Genomic DNA, 23,331 nt, shown 5'->3' with positions numbered 1-23,331 from the left:
TTGATAGGTCAGAGGTGGAAGCGTGGCGACATGTGTAGCTGACTGATACTAATCGATCGAGGACTTAACCAAACTTTAAAAGCGTAAGCTTTACTCAGCAAACTGTTATCTAGTTTTGAAAGAACAAAACTTTTTCAAAAAAGTCTTGCTTTCTTTTTTAAATCATGTATAATATAATATGTCTGGTGGCGATAGCGAAGAGGTCACACCCGTTCCCATACCGAACACGGAAGTTAAGCTCTTTAGCGCCAATGGTAGTTGGGACTTTGTCCCTGTGAGAGTAGGACGTTGCCAGGCCAATAAAAAGACTAGTCATTCAATGACTAGTCTTTTTTGTTTCTAAAAATTACAGCATGAATTTAACTTTTAAATTATGTTACACTATAGTGGATTCATTTAATTTTTTATTATAAAAGTTCTTTTTGACGTTGTAAGAAACTTCTTTCAAACTGGAGGCTGCATTTTGGGTAAGAAATCAAAAAAAGTACTATACGAATTACAGGAAAATGAAACAATTGCAAGTTGTTTAGATCGGATGAAAAAAGATGGGTATATGCCCGTTCGACGAATGGAAAAGCCTATCTTTGAAGAAAAAGAAATAAATGGTAAAAAAGAGTATGTTCCGGTAAAGCAACAAATTGTTTTCGAAGGGAAAAGTCTCTAAATACGAACATTTTAATGATAAAAATAGTAAACATTCGATTTTTGGGTTGACTTTTTTCTGGTTTGGCTGTTATTATTAAGTTGTCAAATGAGATATCCGAAACCTCATATAATAGTGGGAATATGGCCCACGAGTTTCTACCCGATGACCGTAAATCATTGGACTATGAGGAGAGTACAATTACTAAATAGGTAAACATGATTCCTTTTCAAAAGGAATATTGATACATGAAACCTAGGGTAGTTGTGGCTTTCCTTTAGTGAGCCATAACATACCCTAGGTTTTTTTATAACGTGAAAAAGGAGCTTTTATTCATGAATGTAAAAGTTGCTGTTGTAATGGGCAGTCAGTCAGACTGGAGCACTATGAAATATGCGTGTGACATTTTAGATGAATTAAATATTGAATATGAAAAGAAAGTTGTATCAGCACATCGAACGCCGGATTATATGTTTGAGTATGCTGAAACTGCTAAAGAACGAGGGATTAAAGTTATTATTGCTGGCGCTGGGGGCGCTGCTCACTTACCTGGTATGATTGCCGCAAAAACAATTTTACCTGTAATAGGAGTACCCGTTAAATCAAGTAACTTAAACGGTTTAGATTCACTTTTATCGATTGTTCAAATGCCAGGCGGCGTACCGGTAGCTACAGTAGCTATTGGGAAAGCTGGTTCTACGAACGCTGGCCTGCTAGCAGCACAAATCTTAGCAACACAGGATCCAACGTTAAGTGATCAACTTGAAAATCGTAGAGAGTCTATTAAATCATCCGTGTTAGAAAGTAGTGATCAACTTGTCTAATTTACTTATACCTCCTGGTAAAACAATTGGAATCGTAGGCGGTGGACAGCTAGGAAGAATGATTGCACTATCTGCTAAAGAAATGGGTTATTACATTGCAGTGCTTGAACCAACAGAAGATTCTCCTTGCGGTCAAGTAGCAGATATTAAAGTCATTGGCAACTATGATGATAGAAAAGCGGTTGAACAGCTTGCTGAAGTGTCAGATGTCATCACCTATGAATTTGAAAACGTTGATGTTGAGATGATGAAATGGCTAGAAACAAAATGCTACGTGCCACAAGGCAGTCATTTACTAGCCGTTACACAAAATCGTCGTTTAGAAAAAGAAATGATTACAAAGCTTAATCTAGACGTTCCTGATTACGCAATCGTTACGACTGAAGAAGAACTTTTAAAAGCTGTCGAAACAATTGGTTATCCATGTGTCGTAAAAACTTGCCGAGGCGGATATGACGGTAAAGGGCAAGTTCTAGTGAAAAATGAGAATAATATTCGTGAAGCAGCTGAGCTATTAGCACAGTCGGAATGCATTGTAGAACAGTGGATGAACTTAGATAAAGAAGTATCAGTTATTGTACACCGCAATGCAAAAGGCGAAACGGTATGTTTACCAGTAGCTGAGAACATTCATAAGCATCATATTTTGCACCAAACGATTGTTCCGGCACGTATTACAGCAGATCAAGAAGCGAAAGCTCTTCAATATGCGCAAGAAATAGCAAAAGGATTAGATTTAGTTGGTACATTAGCAGTTGAGATGTTTCTAACTGAAGAAGGTCAGCTTTATATAAATGAAATGGCACCTAGACCTCATAATTCAGGTCATTATTCAATCAATGCTTGTGATCTTTCTCAATTTCAGCAGCATGTAAGAGCCATTTGTAACTGGACCCTAGCACAGCCGACTTTATTAAAACCTGCTGTTATGGTTAACCTATTAGGGGAACATATTGAGAACACAATGGCAAAAATCGAATGTTTAGATGATATGCACTTGCATTTGTACGGAAAAAAAGTTGCAAAAGAGAAGAGAAAAATGGGACATATCACGGTATTAGCTGATAAGATAGATGAGGCGATAGAAAAAGCCGAATCTCTAGGAATTTGGGAAAGAACGGAGGAAGTAACAACATGATTGAACGTTATACAAGACCAGAAATGGCAGCTATTTGGACAGAAGAAAATAAATTTAAAGCTTGGTTAGAAGTTGAAATTCTAGCTTGCGAAGCATGGTCAGAATTAGGACATATTCCGAAAGAAGATGTGAAGTTAATTCGTCAAAATGCATCTTTTGATATTAACCGCATCAATGAAATTGAATTAGAAACGCGTCATGACGTAGTAGCTTTCACTCGTGCAGTATCTGAAACGCTTGGTGAAGAGCGCAAGTGGGTACACTACGGTTTGACTTCAACTGACGTAGTTGATACAGCTCTATCTTATTTATTAAAGCAAGCTAATGAAATCTTGCTAAGTGACGTAGAGCGCTTTGTAGAAGTACTAAAGGAAAAAGCTCAAGAACATAAGTATACGGTTATGATGGGACGTACGCACGGTGTACACGCTGAGCCAACGACATTTGGTTTGAAAATGGGATTATGGTACGAAGAAATGAAGCGTAACCTAGAGCGTTTAAAACGTGCTGCAGCTGAAGTGGAATTCGGTAAAATGTCAGGAGCAGTTGGAACGTTCGCTAACATCGATCCTTTCGTTGAAAAATACGTATGTGAGAAGTTAGGAATTTCACCAGCACCAATCTCTACGCAAACATTACAGCGTGACCGTCATGCACACTATATGTCAGTACTAGCGTTAATTGCGACATCTATTGAGAAATTTGCAGTAGAAGTTCGCGGTCTTCAAAAGAGTGAAACACGTGAGGTTGAAGAGTACTTTGCAAAAGGTCAAAAAGGATCATCTGCAATGCCTCATAAACGTAATCCAATCGGTTCTGAGAACGTAACGGGACTTGCTCGCTTAATTCGCGGCTATATGGTTACAGCTTATGATAATGTACCGCTTTGGCATGAGCGTGACATCTCTCATTCATCAGCAGAGCGTGTCATCTTACCTGATGCAACGATTGCTTTAAATTACATGTTAAATCGTTTTGCAAACATTGTTAAAAACTTAACAGTATTCCCTGACAATATGAAGCGCAACATGGATCGTACACTAGGATTAATTTACTCACAGCGTGTACTGTTAACACTAATCAATAAAGGCATGGTACGCGAAGAAGCATACGACTTAGTACAGCCAAAAGCAATGGAAGCATGGGAAACGCAAGTTCCTTTCCGTTCTTTAATTGAAGGCGAAGAGCGCATTACTCGCCACTTATCGCCAGAAGAGATTGAAGATTGCTTCGATCATAAGCACCATTTAAAAAATGTAGATATGATCTTTGAACGTTTAGGTCTTTAATAAAAAAGGCAAGGCACGTCCTTGCCTTTATCTAAGAAAGTGTATCTGAATATTCTGTATGTAGAGGTGACAGCATGGAAAAGCAAGAGTTACTTTATGAAGGAAAAGCGAAAAAAATTTACGCTACTGATGAGCAAGATGTATTGTGGGTTGCTTATAAAAATGAAGCTACAGCATTCAACGGTCAGAAAAAAGCGGAGATTAGCGGAAAAGCACAGTTGAACAATCAAATTAGTAGTTTACTATTTTCAATGTTACATGAGCAAGGGATTACAACTCACTTTGTGAAGCAGCTTTCAGATCATGAACAAGCGGTTAAGAAAGTAGAAATTGTCCCGCTTGAAGTTGTTGTACGAAATGCTACAGCAGGAAGCCTTGCGAAGCGAATTGGCGTAGAAGAAGGTATTCGTTTTGAACAGCCAATCGTTGAACTTTATTACAAAGACGATGCGCTTGGTGATCCATTAATTCTTGCAGAACATGCGATTTTCCTTGAGGCTGCAACTCAAGAAGAGATTGATAGTTTAAAGGCACAAGCACTTCAAATCAACGAAATATTATCGAAATTTTTCAAAGATAAAGATATTTTCTTAGTAGATTTTAAATTAGAATTCGGCCGTACTTCTCAAGGCGACATTATTTTAGCGGATGAAATTTCACCTGACACTTGCCGCTTCTGGGATGTTCATACGAACGAAAAATTAGATAAAGATGTATTCCGCAGAGATTTAGGCGGTTTAACAGAAGCATACGAAAAAATCTTACAGCGAATCGGAGGATAACCCAACCATGTATAAAGTAAAAGTATTTGTCACATTAAGAGAAAGTGTATTAGACCCTCAAGGAGTAGCCGTTAAAAATTCATTGCACCGTATGTCTTATGAAGAAGTTCAAGAAGTACGCATCGGTAAATTTTTAGAGCTAACAATCGACAGCACAGATTCATTAGATGAACGCGTAAAAGAAATGTGTGAAAAGCTTTTAGTTAATACAGTAATTGAAGATTACCGTTACGAGGTTGAGGAGGTTGTCGTACAGTGAAATTTGCTGTAATTGTTTTTCCAGGATCAAACTGTGACGTAGATATGTATCATGCTATCAAAGATGAGCTTGGTGAAGAAGTAGATTACGTTTGGCACGATACAGAATCATTAGATCAATATGATGGTATCTTGCTTCCAGGTGGTTTCTCATATGGAGATTACCTTCGTTCAGGTGCTATCGCTCGCTTCTCAAATGTAATGGATGCTGTAAAAAAAGCAGCAAGCCAAGGAAAGCCAGTACTAGGTGTATGTAATGGATTCCAAATTTTATTAGAAGCAGGATTACTGCCAGGTGCTATGCGCCGTAATGAAAACTTAAAATTCATCTGTAAAACAGTGAATTTGAAAGTAGCTAATAACGAAACAATGTTTACAAATGCTTATGGCAAAGATGAAGTAATTGCTATTCCAGTGGCACACGGTGAAGGCAACTACTATTGTGATGAACATACGTTACAAAAATTGATTGAAAACAACCAGATTCTTTTCCAATACGCAGGTGATAATCCAAACGGAAGTCTTCAAGATATTGCAGGGATTACGAACGAAACAGGCAACGTATTAGGAATGATGCCTCACCCAGAAAGAGCGGTAAGCGATCTTTTAGGAAGCGCGGACGGACTTAAATTATTTCAATCAATCGTAAAGCAGTGGAGGGAACAAAATGTCGTTACTTCTTGAACCAAATGTAGAGCAAATTAAAGAACAAAAGTTATATCGAGATATGGGATTAACAGACGAAGAGTTTGCGAATGTAGAGCAACTGCTTGGTCGTACTCCTAACTATACAGAAACAGGCTTATTCTCTGTTATGTGGTCAGAGCACTGTAGCTATAAAAACTCTAAGCCTGTACTGAAAAAATTCCCTATCACGGGTGAAAAAGTATTACAAGGTCCTGGTGAAGGAGCTGGTATCGTTGATATTGGTGATAACCAAGCCGTTGTATTTAAAATCGAAAGTCATAACCATCCATCAGCGATTGAACCTTATCAAGGAGCAGCAACTGGTGTAGGTGGCATCATTCGTGACGTCTTTTCAATGGGAGCAAGACCGATTGCACTTTTAAACTCTTTACGTTTTGGTGAATTAACATCTCCAAAGGTTCGTCATTTGTTTGAGGAAGTAGTAGCGGGAATCGCAGGTTACGGTAACTGTGTAGGAATCCCAACAGTAGGTGGAGAAATTCAGTTTGAAGCTTCATATGAAGGAAATCCGCTTGTTAACGCTATGTGTGTTGGTTTAATTAACCACGAAGATATTCAAAAAGGTCAAGCTAAAGGCGTTGGCAACACGGTTATGTACGTAGGAGCAAAAACGGGACGCGACGGTATCCACGGCGCTACATTTGCTTCTGAAGAGCTATCTGATCAGTCAGATGAAAAACGTCCTGCTGTACAAGTAGGAGATCCATTTATGGAAAAACTTCTTCTTGAAGCTTGCTTAGAGCTTATCAAGTGTGACGCTTTAGTAGGTATTCAAGATATGGGTGCTGCGGGCTTAACAAGTTCTTCGGCAGAGATGGCAAGTAAAGCAGGTTCTGGTATTGAAATGAACCTTGATCTTGTACCTCAGCGTGAAACGGGTATGACACCATATGAAATGATGCTTTCAGAATCTCAAGAGCGCATGCTCATCGTTGTTGAAAAAGGCCGTGAAAATGAAATCGTCGAAATCGTTGAAAAATACGGATTAGAAGCTGTTTCAGTCGGTCACGTAACCGACGATAAGCGCCTTCGTTTAACTCATAACGGAGAAGTAGTAGCAGATGTTCCTGTAGATGCATTAGCAGAAGATGCACCGGTATACCACAAACCATCTCAAGAACCAGCATACTATCGTGAGTTCCAAGAGCAGTCAGCATACGCTCCTACTGTTGAAAATCACAGTGATATGTTAGTAACGCTTTTAAAACAGCCTACGATTGCAAACAAAGAGTGGGTTTACAACCAATATGACTACCAAGTACGTACAAACACAGTTGTATCTCCTGGTTCTGACGCGGCGGTTGTTCGTGTACGTGATACAAATAAAGCATTAGCGATGACAACAGACTGTAACTCTCGCTATTTATACCTAGACCCGGAAGTAGGCGGCCGTATCGCAGTGGCAGAAGCTGCTCGTAACCTTGTATGTTCAGGTGCACAGCCTCTTGCGATTACAGACTGCTTAAACTTCGGTAACCCTGAAAAGCCAGAAATCTTCTGGCAAATTGAAAAAGCAACAGACGGTATGAGCGACGCTTGCCGTGAGCTATCGACTCCGGTTATCGGCGGTAACGTATCTCTGTACAATGAGACAAAAGGTGAAGCAATTTACCCAACTCCTGTTATTGGAATGGTTGGTCTAATCGATGATATCAACCATATTACAACTCAATATGCGAAGCAAAAAGATGACTTAATCTATGTTATTGGTAAAGCTGAAGCAGAATTCGCAGGTACTGAGCTTCAAAAAGTACTAGAAAACGGTACGGTATTCGGCCAGTCACCTAAATTAGATTTAGCGGTTGAAAAAACACGTCAAGATCAGCTTCTTCAAGCAATTCGTGAAGGTGCAGTTCAATCTGCTCACGATATTGCAGAAGGAGGATTCGCGGTAGCCCTAGCTGAAAAAGTGATGAACGGCAGCGGGTTAGGCGTAAACGTAACGGTAGACGGTGAAGCAACAGCAGAGCTATTCAGTGAAACACAATCACGCTTTGTCGTAACGGTTTCACCAGAGAATAAAGAAAAATTCGAAATGCTTGTACAAGATGCAACATTAGTAGGACGCGTAACAGAAGACGCAACATTAACTGTTAAACATCAAGAAAATGTTCTTGTTCAATTATCAGTTGAAGAATTAACTACTGCTTGGAAAGGAGCGCTTCCATGCTTGCTGAAATCAAAGGCTTAAACGAAGAATGTGGCGTATTCGGTGTATGGGGACATGAAAATGCAAGCCAGATTGCTTATTACGGTTTGCATAGCTTGCAACACCGCGGACAAGAAGGCGCTGGTATTGCTGTAACAGACGGAGAAAAAGTGACAGTGATGAAAGGCGTCGGTCTTGTTAACGAAGTATTTGGCCACGGAGAGTTAGAGCAACTAAACGGTAAAGCAGCAATTGGACACGTTCGTTATGCAACAGCTGGAGGCGGAGGGTTTGAAAATGTTCAACCCCTTCACTTCCGCTCTCATAGCGGAAGCCTTGCGTTAGCTCATAATGGAAACTTGGTTAATGCAAATGCATTAAAGCATCAGCTGGAAAATCAAGGGAGTATTTTCCAATCAACATCTGATACAGAAGTACTTGCTCATTTAATTAAACGAAGCGGCTATGAAGATATGAAAGATAAAGTGAAAAATGCTTTATCCATGGTTAAAGGCGCATACGCATTCGTTATTTTAACGGAAGATACGATGATGGTTGCACTTGATCCTCACGGACTGCGTCCATTATCAATTGGACGATTAGGTGATGCCTATGTAGTAGCTTCTGAAACATGTGCGTTTGATATTGTTGGAGCGGTTCATGAGCGTGATGTAGAGCCTGGTGAGTTACTTATTATTAATGATGAAGGTATTCAATCAGAGCGATTCACACTAAACGTAAACCGTGCTATTTGCAGTATGGAATATATTTATTTCTCAAGACCAGATAGTAATATTGATGGAATCAATGTTCACTCTGCTCGTAAAAACCTTGGGAAACAACTTGCAGTTGAGTCACCGATTGAAGCAGACGTTGTAACAGGCGTTCCGGATTCAAGTATTTCAGCAGCGATTGGTTTTGCAGAACAGTCAGGGATTCCATACGAATTAGGTTTAATTAAGAATCGATACGTAGGCCGTACATTCATTCAGCCTTCACAAGAATTGCGTGAACAAGGTGTAAAAATGAAGCTGTCTCCTGTACGTAAAATTGTAGAGGGTAAACGTGTTGTCATGGTAGATGATTCTATCGTTCGCGGCACAACAAGCCGTCGCATTGTTCGTATGCTTCGAGAAGCAGGAGCAACTGAAGTACATGTACGCATCAGTTCACCTCCTATTAAAAATCCATGTTTTTATGGAATTGACACATCGTCATCCTCTGAGTTAATTGCTGCTACGCGCTCTGTTGAAGAAATTCGTGAATTGATTGAAGCTGATTCACTTGTTTTCTTAAGCAACGAAGGTTTAGTAGACGCAATCGGCAGACAGTATGAAGGCAACGGCGGACAGTGTATGGCATGTTTTACTGGAAAGTATCCAACTGAAATTTATCCAGATACTGTACACCCTCATGAAAAGGTAACTTGTTAGTTTTAACGTAAAAAAGGAGTGACAACATGTCATATTCATATAAACAAGCTGGAGTTGACTTAGAAGCAGGATATGAAGCTGTTTCACGTATTAAAAAGCACGTAGAACGAACTGCTCGTGCAGGTATTATGGGAACAGTCGGCGGCTTTGGCGGAATGTTCGATTTATCTACATTGAATTTAAAAGAGCCTGTTCTTGTTTCTGGTACAGATGGAGTAGGAACAAAATTGAAACTTGCTTTTCAAATGGATAAGCATGACACAATCGGTGTGGATGCAGTGGCCATGTGTGTAAACGACGTTTTAGCACAAGGAGCAGAGCCTCTCTACTTCTTAGATTATATTGCTTGCGGGAAAGCAGTTCCTGAAAAAATTGAATCGATTGTAAAAGGAATTGCAGACGGCTGTGAACAGTCCAACTGTGCGTTAATTGGCGGAGAAACAGCTGAAATGCCAGGTTTATACGAAGAAGATGAATATGATCTTGCAGGGTTTACAGTAGGAGCGGTAGAAAAGTCAGAAATTATTACTGGAGATGAGATTAAAGCTGGACAGCTGTTGATCGGTATCTCATCTAGCGGTATTCACAGCAACGGCTACTCTCTTGTACGTAAAATTGTTGATGATCAAGGGTTAAATCTTCACGAAACTTACGCTGGTTTTAATGAAAAGCTCGGAGTTGAGTTATTAACGCCAACAAAAATATACGTGAAGCCGGTCCTAAAAGCATTACATGCAGCTAAGATTGCAGGTATGGCTCATATTACTGGAGGCGGATTTGTTGAAAATATCCCTCGTATGCTTCCTGAAGGTTTAGGTGTAGAAATCGATTACGGTTCTTGGCCAATTCCATACGTGTTTGATTTCCTTGAAGAGCAAGGCAAGCTAGACCGTAAAGAAATGTTCGAAGTATTCAATATGGGAATCGGATTTGTTTTAGCTGTTGAACCTGAAGATATGAATAAAGTCATTGAAGCAATTGAAAACGAAGGCGAAAAAGCATTTGTTATCGGACGTGTCAAAGAAGGAACAGGTGTTGAATTTGCTGGAGGGACGTTTGCATGATAAATATTGCAGTGTTTGCTTCTGGAAACGGCAGTAACTTTCAATCCATCTACGAAGCAACTCAGTCAGGTCGATTAAAAGCAAATATTGCGCTTGTTGTTTGTAATAAACCGGATGCATACGTAATTGAACGAGCAAAAGCATGTGGAATACCATGCTTTGTTTGTTCGCCTAAAAACTATGAAAATAAAGAAGCGTATGAAGCAGCAATTCTTGCAGAGCTTACATCAGCTAAAGTAGAATTTCTTGTTTTAGCAGGATATATGCGATTAGTTGGTTCGACGTTGCTTAAGCCATACAAAAATCGTATTGTTAATATCCACCCTTCGCTTTTACCTGCATTTCCTGGGATTGATGCTATTGGTCAAGCTTTTGATGCAGGAGTAAAAGTGATTGGAATTACCGTGCATTTTGTAGATGAAGGCATGGATACAGGACCAATTATTGACCAGCAGGCTATTCGCATTGAAAAAGGCGATACAAGAGAAACAGTTGAGGCCCGTATTCATGAAATTGAACATCAATTTTATCCCGCGGTACTGAATGAATTATTTGAACAAGCCGCAGTTAAATAAATAGGATGTAACCTTGTCAAAAAAGTTTTAATCCTTTACTATGGTAGAGTAGTAGTGAAAGAAAGATTTTAAATGAGAGATCGGATCAGGAGGAGTTTACAAAATGACAGCAAAACGCGCGCTTATTAGCGTATCTGATAAAGAAGGTATTGTTTCATTTGCACAAGAATTAAAGGACTTAGGAGTAGAAATTATTTCAACTGGCGGTACAAAGCGTACCCTAGAAGAAAACGGCATTGACGTTATCGGAATCTCTGAAGTAACTGGTTTCCCAGAAATTTTAGACGGCCGTTTAAAAACATTGCATCCTAACGTTCACGGTGCTTTATTAGCGTTACGCGATAATGAAGAGCATCAAGCTCAAATGAAAGAGCATAATATCTCGCCAATCGACTTTGTAGTTGTAAACTTATATCCATTTAAAAAGACAATTGAAAAAGAGGATGTAACGCTTGCTGAAGCGATTGAGAATATTGACATCGGTGGACCTACAATGCTTCGTTCAGCTGCGAAAAACTATCGTTCTGTCTCAGTTGTAGTAGATCCAAGCGATTACGCAACCGTAGTAGAAGAGTTAAAAGCGGATGGCAATGTTTCATTTGAAACCAACCAACGATTAGCAGCAAAAGTATTCCGTCATACGGCAGCTTATGATGCATTAATCGCTGAATACTTAACAAACATTACAGGTGAAACAACTCCTGAGAAATTAACAGTAACGTATGAGCGCGTTCAAGGCTTACGATACGGAGAAAACCCTCACCAACAAGCTTCTTTTTATAAAAAGCCGTTAACACAAAAAGGTTCTATTGCAACAGCTACGCAGCTGCATGGAAAAGAGTTATCATACAATAATATCAACGATGCAAACGCAGCTCTTCAAATCGTAAAAGAATTCAAAGAGCCGGCTATCGTAGCGATCAAACATATGAATCCTTGCGGTGTAGGTGTGGGTGAAACAATTGCTCAAGCTTATCAAAAAGCATATGAAGCGGATCCTACATCTATCTTTGGCGGCATCGTAGCAGCTAACCGTCCTATCGACCGTGAAACGGCTATTCAGTTAAAAGAAATTTTCTTAGAAATTATCATTGCTCCTGCGTTCGATCAAGAAGCATTAGATGTATTAACAGCTAAGAAAAACCTTCGTTTACTAACGATAGAGCTTGATGAAAAAGCAGAAAAAGAAGCTTTCTTAACGTCTGTAAAAGGCGGCGTGCTTGTTCAGGATGAAGACGTATTCGGATTTGATGATGCAACGATTACTGTTCCAACGAAACGCGAGCCAACAGAAAAAGAGTGGGCAGATTTAAAATTAGCATGGAAAGTTGTTAAAAATGTTAAGTCTAATGCTATTGTACTTGCAAAAGATGACATGACAATTGGCGTAGGTGCTGGTCAAATGAACCGCGTGGGCGCTGCAAAAATTGCAATTGAACAAGCTGGTGAAAAAGCACAAGGTTCAGCTTTAGGTTCAGATGCTTTCTTCCCAATGGGCGATACAGTAGAAGCAGCAGCTAAAGCAGGAATCACAGCTATTATTCAGCCAGGCGGATCAATTCGTGATGAAGAGTCAATTGCAAAAGCAGATGAATACGGCATTGCAATGGTATTTACAGGCGTAAGACATTTTAAACATTAATGAGGTGAAGAACGTGAATGTTTTAGTTATTGGAAAAGGCGGAAGAGAGCATACAATTGCATGGAAAGCTTCAAAAAGTCCACTTGTTAACGAAGTGTTTGTAGCACCAGGAAACCCAGGCATGAGAGATGTGGCAACGATTGTACCAATCGATGAAAGCAGCCAAGAAGAGCTTGTGCAGTTTGCAAAAGAAAATAAGATTGGATTAACAATTGTTGGACCAGAAAATCCGCTAATTGAAGGCATTGTTGATCGATTCGAACAAGAAGGTCTTCCGGTCTTTGGACCGCGCAAACAAGCAGCGATGATTGAAGGAAGCAAAAGCTTTGCAAAAGAGCTCATGAAAAAGTATGATATTCCAACCGCAGCGTATGAAACATTTACGTCTTACGAGGAAGCAAAAGCATATGTGGAAAAGCAAGGCGCTCCAATTGTTATTAAAGCAGATGGCTTAGCAGCTGGTAAAGGTGTAACTGTTGCTTTAACAGTAGAAGAAGCTGTAGATACATTACGTGATTTTCTAGTTGATCAAAAATTTAAAGAAGCAAGTGCCAAAGTAGTTGTAGAAGAATTTTTGGATGGTGAAGAATTTTCATTAATGGCATTCGTACGCGGGACAAATGTGTATCCAATGGTAATTGCACAAGATCATAAGCGTGCTTTTGACGGTGATCAAGGTCCGAACACAGGAGGCATGGGAGCTTACTCTCCTGTTCCGCAAATTAGTGATGCAGAAGTACAAGAGGCTGTAGAAAACATCTTACTTCCAATGGCTAAAGGATTAGCTGAAGAAGGCTGTGAGTATACGGGAATTCTATATGCTGGTCTGATTCAAACACAAAAAGGACCAAAAGTGATTGAATTTAATGCGCGTTTTGGAGATCCTGAAACACAGGTTGTACTGCCCCGTATGAAAAGCGATTTAGTCGATGTGCTTCTTCGCATTTTGAAAGAAGAAAAAGTAGAAATTGAATGGGATAACGAAGCAGCTATTGGAATTGTATTAGCAGCAGCGGGTTACCCAGAAGATTATCAAAAGGGTGCGCCAATTAACGGATTGGATGCGATCAGTGAAGACGCGCTTGTTTTCCACGCTGGTACGGCTTTAGAAAACGACACATACGTTTCGAACGGCGGCCGCGTTCTATTAGTAGGTGCCAAAGGAGCAACTCTTCAAGAAGCGCAGCAAGAAGTATACAAACAAATGGCTCATATCGATGTAGAAAAAGGCTTTTTCTATCGCAAAGACATCGGCCATCGTGCATTAGCAAAAGCAGCTTTAAAATAAAAAAGGAGAGCTCCGGCTCTCCTTTTTACCTTATGAAGGATTATACGTTTCTTCGTTTCCATTTGGATGGTGTTCATGTTCATCGTGTTTTTGACACGAATCATATGCGTACGTAAGGGGGCAAAAACGCGTGATGCCTTCTGCAACTTTTAAAGCTCCCATTAACCCTAAGAAGATGTATGAATCTTTGTACGGTCTGCGAGATAAACGAGATGTTGTCCAAGAAAGAAGGGTAAAGCCCAGTGTAAGTCGAATTAATGCGTTAACAATACCGATATTTGGTTTCATGTTTTATCACCTTTATTCATAAAATTAATAACAGTTTCTGAATGCGTTTACATCACGGATGTGTTACGATAAAAATACATAGTAAATTAGGGGGAATTTAGCATGCCGGAACAGAGATACCGCTGGAAAAGCAAACATATTAGACAGCAGCTTTTAGTATTAAACGGTCAAAAAGCACCAACTATTGTCTTAAAAGATGCAACATATTTGAACGCTCGAATGAAGCAGTGGAAAAAAGCACATATTTGGGTTTACCAAGATCGTATTGTATACGTTGGCTCAGAGATGCCTAAGCACACAGACGCTTCTACAGAGATTATAGACTGCAGTGAGAAATATGTGGTTCCTGGGTATATTGAGCCGCATGTTCACCCGTTTCAGTTATATAATCCCCAGACTTTTTCCCAATATGCAGCCAAGCACGGAACAACCACTTTATTTAATGATAATTTAATTCTCGCTTTACAGCTTGAACAAAAAACGGCATTTTCATTGATTGAAGAAATGAAAACGTTACCACAGTCACTGTATTGGTGGTGCAGATTTGATTCGCAGACAGAAATTGATGAAGAGGCTGATATCTTCTCACATACAAACATTACTTCTTGGCTACAAAATGAAGCTGTCTTACAAGGAGGCGAACTGACAAGTTGGCCGAAGCTTTTAGACGGAGATGATTTAATGCTTCACTGGGTTCAAGAGACAAAGCGGATGAGGAAGCATATTGAAGGACATTTCCCGGGGGCGTCAGCATTTACCTTAGCAAAAATGAAATTGCTCGGGGCAGACAGCGATCATGAGTCTATGACAGGGGAAGATGTTGTTGCTCGGTTAACGCAAGGCTATGACGTTGCTTTGCGCCACTCTTCCATTCGGCCAGATTTGCCAAAACTGCTGCAGGAGTTAAAAGAGCTGCAGGTAGATTATTTTGACCATATTACCATGAATACAGACGGTTCTCCGCCTTCTTTTTACCAAAACGGCGTGTCAGATATGTTAATTACATTAGCTATTTCAGAAGGAGTTCCTGTGTTAGATGCTTATAATATGGTGTCTGTAAATATTGCTCGCTATTATAACATGGAACATTTGCACGGGCATGTAGCAACAGGCTGTGTGGCTAATATTAATATTTTAGAAGATCCTATGCGGCCTACTCCGGTATCTGTCTTAGCAAAAGGAAAGTGGATGAAAAAAGAAGGCAAAGAACAAGCATTAGCCTCGGTAGAATTTCCTTGGGGAAAGTTTGGTTTTTCACCGTTAAAGTTAGACTTTGATTTAACGATGGACGATTTTCAATTTTCAATGCCAGTAGGCGTGAAAATGAAAAATGCTGTTATTATGGAGCCGTATTCAATTCACTTAAATGTGAGCGGAGATGTATTAGCCTCTGATCATGATGAAAGCTTTTTAGTGCTGGTGGACCGAGAAGGCAAGTGGCGCATCAATACGCTGTTAAAAGGATTTGCCACAAATGTATCGGGACTGGCGAGTTCATTTTCAAATACAGGTGATTTTATTTTAATTGGAAAATCAAAAAAAGATATGATGTGTGCATTTAAACGTATGAAAGAAATTGGCGGCGGTATTGTTATTACAGAAGGAGAGAAGGTAGTATATGAACTGGATCTTCCGTTAAAAGGAGTCATGTCGAATCTGCCGATGGAAGAGTTAAGTAAACGAGAGGTGGAACTAAAGAAAGTGCTGGGGGAGCGAGGATACAAACACGACGATCCTGTCTATTCACTGCTTTTCTTTTCGTCTACACATTTGCCTTATATTCGTATTACGCCAGTAGGAATTTATGACGTTATGAATAAAAAAGTACTTTTTCCGTCTATAATGCGTTAAAATATAAAAGTATCAAAGGAATTTGAAATTTGTATGAAATTGGCTGTCTTCATACAGAATGAATGTATGTGCAAATAAATATAGAAACTGTATTTTATAGATAGAAACAACCAGTAAAGAAAGCCAATGATAAAGGAGTTCGATACGATGCAAATCAACAAACTACGAGGAAAAGAATTAGATCAGCTATTTCAAGCGATTTTATCATTAGAAAACATTGAAGAATGCTATCAATTTTTTGATGACCTATGTACAGTTAATGAAATTCAATCATTAGCACAGCGCTTAGAAGTAGCAAGAATGCTAAGAGAAGGCAACACGTACCATAAAATTGAGACGGAAACTGGAGCAAGCACAGCGACTATTTCCCGTGTTAAACGCTGCTTGAATTATGGAAGCGATGCGTATCAAATGGTGTTAGAACGCCTTCAAGAAGATTCAAATCAAAAGTAAAGCGTATGGCTGAAGCAGCCATACGCTTATTTTTTTAATTAAAATTGAGTTGCTTCTTCAATGATATTTTTTAGGTCGCTAATTGCTACACGTTTTTGTTCCATTGTGTCGCGGTTACGAATTGTTACTTGATTGTCTTCTAATGAATCGAAGTCGAATGTAATACAGAAAGGCGTACCGATTTCATCATGGCGACGGTAACGTTTACCGATTGAACCAGCATCATCGTAGTCAATCATAAAGTGTTTTGCTAAATCTTCAAAGACAGCGCGCGCTTCGTTAGAAAGCTTTTTAGAAAGTGGCAATACAGCAGCTTTAAATGGTGCTAAAGCAGGGTGAAGCTGCATTACTGTACGAGATGAGCCGTCTTCTAACGTTTCTTCTTCATATGCATCAATCATATAAGCCAATGTTACACGGTCAGCACCTAAAGAAGGCTCGATGCAGTAAGGTACATAGCGTTCGTTTGTTTCTTGATCAACGTATTGGAAGTCTTCTCCAGAGTGTTCCATATGCTGCTTTAAGTCATAGTCTGTACGAGAAGCTACGCCCCATAGTTCGCCCCAGCCGAATGGGAATTTGTATTCAAAGTCTGTTGTTGCATTACTGTAGTGAGAAAGTTCATCATCATCATGGTCGCGAAGACGAACGTTTTCTTCTTTCATGCCAAGAGAAAGAAGCCATTTGTTACATGTTTCTTTCCAGTAGTTAAACCATTCTAATTCAGTGCCTGGTTTACAGAAGAATTCAAGCTCCATTTGTTCAAATTCACGTGTACGGAATGTGAAGTTACCAGGTGTAATTTCGTTACGGAAGCTTTTACCCACTTGGCCGATACCGAATGGAAGCTTTTTACGCATTGAGCGCTGAACGTTTTTAAAGTTTACGAAAATACCTTGAGCTGTTTCAGGACGAAGGTAAATTTCATTTGTTGATGTTTCAGTTACACCTTGGTGCGTTTTGAACATTAAGTTAAATTGACGAATTTCAGTGAAGTTAGCTGAACCACACTCAGGACATGTAATTTCATGTTCTTTAATTAAGTCAGCCATTGCATCAAATGAAAGGCCGTCTACGATCATTTCAATGCCTTTTTCTTGAAGCTTTTCTTCAATTAATTTATCAGCACGGTGACGAGCTTTACAATCCTTACAGTCGATCATTGGGTCATTAAAGTTTCCTAAGTGACCAGAAGCTTCCCATGTTTTTGGATTCATTAAAATCGCAGCGTCTAAACCAACGTTGTATGGAGATTCTTGAATGAATTTTTTCCACCATGCTTTTTTAATATTGTTTTTTAATTCTACGCCAAGCGGGCCGTAATCCCATGTATTTGCAAGACCGCCGTAAATTTCAGAACCTTGAAATACAAAGCCGCGATGTTTGGCGTGAGATACGATTTGATCCATTGTTTTTGACATTCTAATTCCTCCTGTAAATGGTAGTAATTCAAGCGAAACAAAAAGAGCGGGTACAAAAAAACTCTCGTCCCTGGGCATATCAACAATATGCCCAGGGACGAGAGTTTTTCCCGCGGTTCCACCCTGGTTGATACAAAATGTATCCACCTTCGTCTGTATATACTCCAGATTGCCTTTTCCTTAAACCATTCTCTAGGCTCCCACCGTCCCTAGTTCGCTTTGTGAAGAGGATTTAAGTACTATTGATCCTTCAGCGTATATCATATGAATTTTAGTAGCTATATATTAGCATATCCTATGCAGAGAAACAATAACCTTGTGCAAAATGGGCTTTTTTTGTGATGTTTTCTTCCGGAATTTGAGGATAAAACCATATCTTTTATCCATATTTTTTGAAAACAAAAAACGTGATGAAAAGTTCGGTTTTCCTTTCATTTCACCCTCTTAGTTTTGTTATAATGAACAAATGGACGAGCGCGAACTTTTAAGTGTAAAGAAATGGAGGAACCTATATGTATGATATTAAAGAGTGGAGACATGTCTTTAAATTAGACCCTAATAAAGAAATTTCAGATGCAGATTTAGAAAAAATTTGCGAATCCGGCACGGATGCGGTTCTTGTTGGAGGATCAGACGGAGTAACTTTAGACAATGTGCTGCAGCTGTTAATGCGTATTCGCCGCTACACGGTGCCGTGTGCGCTAGAAGTATCAACAATTGACTCTGTAACGCCTGGTTTTGATTCTTATTTCATTCCGACCGTTTTAAACAGCAAGGATCCAAAGTGGATTGTTGACTTACATCATGCGGCGATGAAGGAATACGGTGAAATCATGGACTGGGATGAAATTTTTGTAGAAGGATACTGCGTACTTAACCCCGAAGCAAAAGTAGCTGCGCTAACGGAAGCGAAAACCGATTTGGATGCAGAAGATGTTGTAGCGTATGCTCGCATGGCTGAACGCATGTTTCATTTGCCCGTTTTCTATCTAGAATACAGTGGAACATATGGAGACCCTGCATTAGTGGCAGAAGTGAAAAATTCGCTAAATGAGACGAAGTTATTTTACGGCGGCGGTATTGAGACAAAAGAGCAAGCAAGTGAGATGGGAGAGCTAGCTGATACAGTTATTGTAGGAAATGTTATTTATACAAATTTATCGGAAGCATTAAAAACGGTAAAAGCGGTAAAAAAGAATATTGCACAGTGAAAAATAAATAAAGTAGAATAGAGAATATATGTTCGATATAGGCGGTGAAAACGTGAATTTTTTAAGTGAAAAATTATTAACAGGATTAAACCCTCAGCAGCAAGAGGCAGTTAAAACAACAGACGGACCATTATTACTTATGGCTGGTGCAGGAAGTGGGAAAACACGCGTATTAACGCATCGAATTGCGTTTTTAATGGCGGAAAAAGAAGTTGCACCTTGGAATATTTTAGCTATTACCTTCACAAACAAAGCAGCTCGTGAAATGAGAGAGCGTGTGGCAAGTATCGTTGGCGGAGTGGCAGAAGATATCTGGATTTCAACGTTCCACTCGATGTGCGTACGTATTTTACGAAGAGATATTGATCGTATTGGCTTTAATCGCAACTTTACGATTTTAGATTCAACGGATCAGCTGTCCGTTATTAAAAACATTTTAAAAGATCAAAACATCGACCCAAAAAAATTCGATCCGCGCTCGCTATTAGGAAGCATTAGTTCAGCTAAAAATGAACTGAAAGTAGCGGAAGAATTTGATAAAACAGCAGCAGGACCATATGAAGAAGTTGTAAGTAAAGTCTATAAAGAGTATGAAAAGCGTTTAAAGAAAAACCAAGCGCTCGATTTTGATGATTTGATTATGACAACGATTCAGTTATTTAAACGAGTTCCTGAAGTGTTAACGTACTATCAGCGCAAGTTTCAATATATTCATGTGGACGAGTATCAAGATACAAACCATGCACAATATATGCTGGTTCGCTTGCTAGCCGCACGATTTGAAAATGTATGCGTAGTAGGGGATTCAGATCAGTCTATTTACCGCTGGCGCGGGGCTGATATTACAAATATCTTGTCATTTGAAAAAGATTACCCAAAAGCAAAAACCATTTTGCTTGAACAAAATTATCGTTCAACGAAAACGATTTTGGCTGCGGCAAACGGCGTCATTGCAAATAATATGAATCGTAAAGTGAAAAACTTATGGACGGAAAACGATGAAGGCCAGAAGCTTTATCATTACCAAGCAATGAGTGAGCATGATGAGGCACAGTTTGTAGCACGTAAAATCAAAGAAGCAGTAGACAGCGGCAAACGTAAATATAGCGATTTTGCCATTTTGTATCGTACAAATGCACAGTCGCGTGTAATGGAGGAAGTACTGCTAAAATCCAATATTAACTATACAATTGTCGGCGGGATTAAGTTCTACGACCGCAAAGAGATTAAAGATTTGCTTGCGTACTTACGCTTAATTGCCAACCAAGATGATGACATTAGCTTAGCTCGTATTGTGAACGTTCCAAAACGCGGAGTTGGAGCTACTTCAGTCGATAAAGTAGCCAATTACGGAAACGTTCATGACATTTCTATTTTCAAAGCGCTTGATGAAGTAGAATTGATGGGGTTAACGGGTAAAGCAACAAAGGCACTTCGTGATTTCCAATCCATGATTTCAAACTTAGCTCAAATGCAAGACTATATGTCTGTAACAGAGCTTGTGGAACAAGTATTAGAAAGAACAGGGTACCGTGAAGCGCTTAAAGTAGAAAAAACAATTGAAGCACAAAGTCGCTTAGAGAATATTGATGAGTTTTTATCTGTTACAAAAACGTTTGAAGAAGCAAGCGAAGATAAGAGCTTAGTAGCATTTTTAACCGATTTAGCGCTTGTTGCTGATATCGATAAGCTTGACGACGAGGAAGAAGAAGAGAACGAACAAGTGATTCTGATGACGCTTCACTCAGCAAAAGGTCTAGAGTTCCCGGTTGTTTTCCTAATGGGTATGGAAGAAGGCGTATTCCCTCATAGCCGATCGTTATTCGAAGATAATGAAATGGAAGAAGAACGACGCTTAGCCTACGTAGGGATTACACGTGCTGAACAAGAATTGTATTTATTAAATGCTCAAATGCGTACACTATTTGGTAAAACAAACGTTAATCCAAAATCGCGCTTCATTGGAGAAATCCCAAGCGAGCTTGTGGAATCTTTAAATGAAACGATGCGCAAGCCTGCTGCTGGTCGTTCAGGGGCTTCAGCTTCGCCGTTTGCAGCGCGCCGACAAGCGGCCGTGGCAAAAACGAAGCTTGTATCAACGGGCAGTGAATCGATTGGATGGAGCGTTGGAGATAAGGCCGAGCATAAAAAATGGGGAATTGGTACAGTTGTAAGTGTAAAAGGAGAAGGAGACTCAAAAGAATTAGACATTGCTTTTCCTAGTCCTACAGGTGTAAAAAGACTGCTTGCTAAATTTGCCCCGGTTACGAAAGTGTAATCGTGAAAAGGAGCTAGAATATGGAGTTTGAGACAGCAAAATCACGCGTTCAAGAATTACGTGACTTATTAAATCAATATGGTTATGAATATTATGTGTTAGATCAGCCATCTGTTCCAGATGCAGAATACGATAAATTAATGAATGAGTTAATTGAAATAGAAGAATCGTTTCCAGAATTAAAAACAGCTGACTCACCTACTCAGCGCATCGGCGGCCAAGTGCTCGATGCGTTTGAGAAGGTTCAGCATCAAACGTCTATGCTAAGTTTAGGAAATGCATTTAATGAAGAAGACCTTCGAGATTTTGATCGCCGAGTGCGCCAAGCCGTTGAAGACGAGTTTTCTTATGTATGCGAACTTAAAATTGACGGCCTTGCTGTATCTCTTCGCTATGAAGGTGGATACTTAGTGCTGGGTGCTACGCGCGGAGATGGTACGACTGGTGAAAATATTACTGAAAACTTAAAAACAATTCGCTCGATTCCACTGCGAATTAAAGAACCGTTATCAATGGAAGTTCGCGGAGAAGCATTTATGCCGAGGAAATCATTCGAAGCACTTAATGAAGCAAAAATGGAAAGAGATGAAGTTCCGTTTGCTAACCCCCGTAACGCAGCTGCTGGCTCACTGCGTCAGCTAGATCCTAAAATTGCGGCAAAACGTAATTTAGATATCTTTGTCTATGCCATGACTGATACAGGAGAATTAGAAATCGACTCTCACAGCGAAAGTTTGAATTTACTCGATGATCTTGGCTTTAAAACAAATAAAGAAAGACAGACGTGTGAAACCATTGATGATGTGATTGCTTATATCGAAAGCTGGCAAACGAAACGTCCAGAACTATCTTATGATATTGATGGCATTGTTGTAAAAGTAGATTCATTTGATCAGCAGGCTGAGCTTGGAACAACGGCCAAGAGTCCACGCTGGGCTATTGCTTATAAGTTTCCTGCTGAAGAAGTTGTAACCAAGCTTGTAAATATTGAGCTGACGGTAGGCCGGACAGGTGTCATTACGCCAACAGCTATTTTGGAGCCGGTTCAAGTAGCAGGTACGACGGTACAGCGTGCGTCTCTTCACAATGAAGATTTGATTCGTGAAAAGGACATTCGCATCGGAGATTATGTCGTGGTAAAAAAAGCAGGAGATATTATTCCTGAAGTAGTGAATGTGATTGAAGAGAAGCGAACGGGAGAAGAGCAAGAGTTTACGATGCCTACTCACTGCCCTGAATGTGAAAGTGAACTGGTACGTTTAGAAGGAGAAGTTGCGCTTCGCTGCATTAATCCAAGCTGTCCTGCTCAAATTCGTGAAGGACTTATTCATTTCGTGTCCCGCAATGCGATGAACATTGATGGACTTGGTGAAAAAGTTATATCACAATTATTTCGTGAACAGTTAATTAAAGATGTAGCAGATATTTATACGCTGACAAAACAGCAGTTAATCGAGCTTGAGCGCATGGGTGAGAAATCTGCTGATAATTTGATTGCGGCCATCGAAGCTTCTAAAGAAAATTCACTTGAGCGTTTGCTTTTTGGTTTGGGCATTCGCCACGTTGGAGCAAAAGCTGCAAAGACGTTAGCTCAGCACTTTGAAACCATAGACAAGTTAACAAAAGCAACGTATGATGAATTAGTGGCAATTAATGAAATTGGTGCCAAAATGGCTGATGCTATTGTCGCTTACTTTACACAAGAAGAGGTTCAAGAACTTATACATGAATTAAAAGAGTATGGAGTAAACCTTACATACAAAGGACCCAAGCTTGTAAGTGTAGAAAATGTAGATTCTGTTTTTGCTGGTAAAACCGTTGTATTAACAGGTAAGCTTGAACAGCTATCTCGCAATGAGGCAAAAGCACAAATTGAAGCACTTGGCGGTAAAGTCACAGGAAGCGTAAGTAAAAAGACAGACCTTGTTGTGGCAGGGGAAGAGGCTGGTTCCAAACTGACAAAAGCTAACGAGCTTGAAATTGAAGTATGGGATGAAGCAAGGCTACTTACGGAATTAAATAAATAAGAGGTGTGT

Annotated in this window: 20 protein-coding genes, 1 rRNA gene and 1 riboswitch; of the genes, 19 read left to right on the top strand and 2 right to left on the bottom strand. The window is 39.7% G+C overall.

What is annotated here, in order from left to right; all coding sequences use genetic code 11:
* Positions 1–181: 181 nt before the first annotated feature.
* From rrf to purD, 14 genes are all read left to right on the top strand, one after another.
* Positions 182–297, top strand: a 5S ribosomal RNA gene (rrf, locus tag WKH56_RS31230).
* A 166-nt stretch (positions 298–463) separates the two neighbouring features.
* Positions 464–664 carry an NETI motif-containing protein gene (locus WKH56_RS31225; RefSeq protein WP_014461942.1) on the top strand — a complete coding sequence of 67 codons (201 nt, stop codon included), beginning with the start codon at positions 464–466 and terminating at the stop codon, positions 662–664.
* An 84-nt stretch (positions 665–748) separates the two neighbouring features.
* Positions 749–850, top strand: a riboswitch (purine riboswitch).
* Between the two features lie 128 nt (positions 851–978).
* A complete protein-coding gene (purE, locus tag WKH56_RS31220; protein WP_013055034.1) occupies positions 979–1,467 on the top strand; it encodes a 5-(carboxyamino)imidazole ribonucleotide mutase in 489 nt (162 codons plus the stop codon).
* Positions 1,460–2,605, top strand: coding sequence for a 5-(carboxyamino)imidazole ribonucleotide synthase (gene purK, locus WKH56_RS31215; protein ID WP_013081438.1), 1,146 nt, complete (start codon positions 1,460–1,462; stop codon positions 2,603–2,605). The genes purE and purK overlap by 8 nt, the downstream gene beginning before the upstream one ends.
* Complete coding sequence (gene purB / locus WKH56_RS31210; protein ID WP_013055036.1) at positions 2,602–3,894, top strand: adenylosuccinate lyase; 1,293 nt, start codon at positions 2,602–2,604, stop codon at positions 3,892–3,894. Before purK ends, purB begins: the two co-directional genes overlap by 4 nt.
* Positions 3,895–3,968: 74 nt before the next feature.
* Positions 3,969–4,676, top strand: coding sequence for a phosphoribosylaminoimidazolesuccinocarboxamide synthase (gene purC / locus WKH56_RS31205; protein ID WP_048021520.1), 708 nt, complete (start codon positions 3,969–3,971; stop codon positions 4,674–4,676).
* A gap of 7 nt (positions 4,677–4,683) precedes the next feature.
* A complete protein-coding gene (purS, locus tag WKH56_RS31200; RefSeq protein ID WP_014461938.1) occupies positions 4,684–4,935 on the top strand; it encodes a phosphoribosylformylglycinamidine synthase subunit PurS in 252 nt (83 codons plus the stop codon).
* Positions 4,932–5,618 (top strand): phosphoribosylformylglycinamidine synthase subunit PurQ, encoded by a 687-nt coding sequence (gene purQ, locus WKH56_RS31195; RefSeq protein ID WP_013055039.1) that lies wholly within the window; start codon positions 4,932–4,934, stop codon positions 5,616–5,618. Before purS ends, purQ begins: the two co-directional genes overlap by 4 nt.
* On the top strand, positions 5,602–7,833 hold the full coding sequence (gene purL, locus WKH56_RS31190) for a phosphoribosylformylglycinamidine synthase subunit PurL (RefSeq protein ID WP_028412530.1): 2,232 nt from the start codon (positions 5,602–5,604) through the stop codon (positions 7,831–7,833). Before purQ ends, purL begins: the two co-directional genes overlap by 17 nt.
* Positions 7,809–9,224 carry an amidophosphoribosyltransferase gene (gene purF / locus WKH56_RS31185; RefSeq protein WP_013055041.1) on the top strand — a complete coding sequence of 472 codons (1,416 nt, stop codon included), beginning with the start codon at positions 7,809–7,811 and terminating at the stop codon, positions 9,222–9,224. The genes purL and purF overlap by 25 nt, the downstream gene beginning before the upstream one ends.
* A gap of 26 nt (positions 9,225–9,250) precedes the next feature.
* Positions 9,251–10,288 carry a phosphoribosylformylglycinamidine cyclo-ligase gene (gene purM / locus WKH56_RS31180; RefSeq protein WP_028412529.1) on the top strand — a complete coding sequence of 346 codons (1,038 nt, stop codon included), beginning with the start codon at positions 9,251–9,253 and terminating at the stop codon, positions 10,286–10,288.
* Complete coding sequence (gene purN / locus WKH56_RS31175) at positions 10,285–10,863, top strand: phosphoribosylglycinamide formyltransferase (protein WP_014461934.1); 579 nt, start codon at positions 10,285–10,287, stop codon at positions 10,861–10,863. The genes purM and purN overlap by 4 nt, the downstream gene beginning before the upstream one ends.
* Positions 10,864–10,966: 103 nt before the next feature.
* Positions 10,967–12,505, top strand: a complete 1,539-nt coding sequence (gene purH / locus WKH56_RS31170; RefSeq protein WP_025752921.1) for a bifunctional phosphoribosylaminoimidazolecarboxamide formyltransferase/IMP cyclohydrolase — start codon at positions 10,967–10,969, stop codon at positions 12,503–12,505.
* A 13-nt stretch (positions 12,506–12,518) separates the two neighbouring features.
* Positions 12,519–13,793, top strand: coding sequence for a phosphoribosylamine--glycine ligase (gene purD, locus WKH56_RS31165; protein WP_033580832.1), 1,275 nt, complete (start codon positions 12,519–12,521; stop codon positions 13,791–13,793).
* A 30-nt stretch (positions 13,794–13,823) separates the two neighbouring features.
* On the opposite strand, the gene WKH56_RS31160 is transcribed toward purD, so the two are convergent.
* The gene (locus WKH56_RS31160; RefSeq protein ID WP_016762773.1) at positions 13,824–14,081 is read right to left on the bottom strand and encodes a YgaP family membrane protein; all 258 of its coding nucleotides are present in this window, start codon (positions 14,079–14,081) and stop codon (positions 13,824–13,826) included.
* 102 nt (positions 14,082–14,183) lie between these two features.
* On the opposite strand from WKH56_RS31160, the gene WKH56_RS31155 reads away from it, so the two are divergent.
* Together WKH56_RS31155 and WKH56_RS31150 are read left to right on the top strand one after the other, a co-directional pair.
* Positions 14,184–15,932 carry an adenine deaminase C-terminal domain-containing protein gene (locus tag WKH56_RS31155; protein WP_221831834.1) on the top strand — a complete coding sequence of 583 codons (1,749 nt, stop codon included), beginning with the start codon at positions 14,184–14,186 and terminating at the stop codon, positions 15,930–15,932.
* Between the two features lie 147 nt (positions 15,933–16,079).
* Positions 16,080–16,385, top strand: a complete 306-nt coding sequence (locus tag WKH56_RS31150; protein WP_013055048.1) for a YerC/YecD family TrpR-related protein — start codon at positions 16,080–16,082, stop codon at positions 16,383–16,385.
* A 38-nt stretch (positions 16,386–16,423) separates the two neighbouring features.
* Here WKH56_RS31150 and WKH56_RS31145 read toward each other — a convergent pair whose 3' ends face one another.
* On the bottom strand, positions 16,424–17,806 hold the full coding sequence (locus WKH56_RS31145) for a glycine--tRNA ligase (protein ID WP_028412526.1): 1,383 nt from the start codon (positions 17,804–17,806) through the stop codon (positions 16,424–16,426).
* A 512-nt stretch (positions 17,807–18,318) separates the two neighbouring features.
* On the opposite strand from WKH56_RS31145, the gene pcrB reads away from it, so the two are divergent.
* The 3 genes from pcrB to ligA are packed head-to-tail and all read left to right on the top strand — an operon-like array spanning position 18,319 to position 23,322.
* The gene (gene pcrB / locus WKH56_RS31140; RefSeq protein ID WP_033580830.1) at positions 18,319–19,017 is read left to right on the top strand and encodes a heptaprenylglyceryl phosphate synthase; all 699 of its coding nucleotides are present in this window, start codon (positions 18,319–18,321) and stop codon (positions 19,015–19,017) included.
* 52 nt (positions 19,018–19,069) lie between these two features.
* Positions 19,070–21,295: a DNA helicase PcrA gene (pcrA, locus tag WKH56_RS31135; protein ID WP_048021539.1), complete on the top strand. Its 2,226-nt coding sequence runs from the start codon at positions 19,070–19,072 to the stop codon at positions 21,293–21,295.
* A gap of 20 nt (positions 21,296–21,315) precedes the next feature.
* Entirely contained in the window at positions 21,316–23,322 is a 2,007-nt protein-coding gene (ligA, locus tag WKH56_RS31130) for an NAD-dependent DNA ligase LigA (protein WP_310884149.1), read from the top strand.
* Positions 23,323–23,331: the final 9 nt, after the last annotated feature.

The sequence above is a fragment of the Priestia sp. SB1 genome (assembly GCF_038898415.1).
The sequence above is the reverse complement of the archived record's forward strand: the minus strand, read 5'-3'. Positions and strand labels throughout refer to the sequence as shown.

What these genes read in the sequence shown, in the direction of transcription:
- purN (WP_014461934.1), top strand. Translation starts at nt 10,285, where the DNA reads ATGATAAATATTGCAGTGTTTGCTTCTGGAAACGGCAGTAACTTTCAA.
- purB (WP_013055036.1), top strand. Translation starts at nt 2,602, where the DNA reads ATGATTGAACGTTATACAAGACCAGAAATGGCAGCTATTTGGACAGAA.
- purM (WP_028412529.1), top strand. Translation starts at nt 9,251, where the DNA reads ATGTCATATTCATATAAACAAGCTGGAGTTGACTTAGAAGCAGGATAT.
- purH (WP_025752921.1), top strand. Translation starts at nt 10,967, where the DNA reads ATGACAGCAAAACGCGCGCTTATTAGCGTATCTGATAAAGAAGGTATT.
- WKH56_RS31160 (WP_016762773.1), bottom strand. Translation starts at nt 14,081, where the DNA reads ATGAAACCAAATATCGGTATTGTTAACGCATTAATTCGACTTACACTG.
- pcrB (WP_033580830.1), top strand. Translation starts at nt 18,319, where the DNA reads ATGTATGATATTAAAGAGTGGAGACATGTCTTTAAATTAGACCCTAAT.
- WKH56_RS31150 (WP_013055048.1), top strand. Translation starts at nt 16,080, where the DNA reads ATGCAAATCAACAAACTACGAGGAAAAGAATTAGATCAGCTATTTCAA.
- WKH56_RS31155 (WP_221831834.1), top strand. Translation starts at nt 14,184, where the DNA reads ATGCCGGAACAGAGATACCGCTGGAAAAGCAAACATATTAGACAGCAG.
- purL (WP_028412530.1), top strand. Translation starts at nt 5,602, where the DNA reads ATGTCGTTACTTCTTGAACCAAATGTAGAGCAAATTAAAGAACAAAAG.
- ligA (WP_310884149.1), top strand. Translation starts at nt 21,316, where the DNA reads ATGGAGTTTGAGACAGCAAAATCACGCGTTCAAGAATTACGTGACTTA.
- WKH56_RS31145 (WP_028412526.1), bottom strand. Translation starts at nt 17,806, where the DNA reads ATGTCAAAAACAATGGATCAAATCGTATCTCACGCCAAACATCGCGGC.
- purC (WP_048021520.1), top strand. Translation starts at nt 3,969, where the DNA reads ATGGAAAAGCAAGAGTTACTTTATGAAGGAAAAGCGAAAAAAATTTAC.
- purS (WP_014461938.1), top strand. Translation starts at nt 4,684, where the DNA reads ATGTATAAAGTAAAAGTATTTGTCACATTAAGAGAAAGTGTATTAGAC.
- purE (WP_013055034.1), top strand. Translation starts at nt 979, where the DNA reads ATGAATGTAAAAGTTGCTGTTGTAATGGGCAGTCAGTCAGACTGGAGC.
- purF (WP_013055041.1), top strand. Translation starts at nt 7,809, where the DNA reads ATGCTTGCTGAAATCAAAGGCTTAAACGAAGAATGTGGCGTATTCGGT.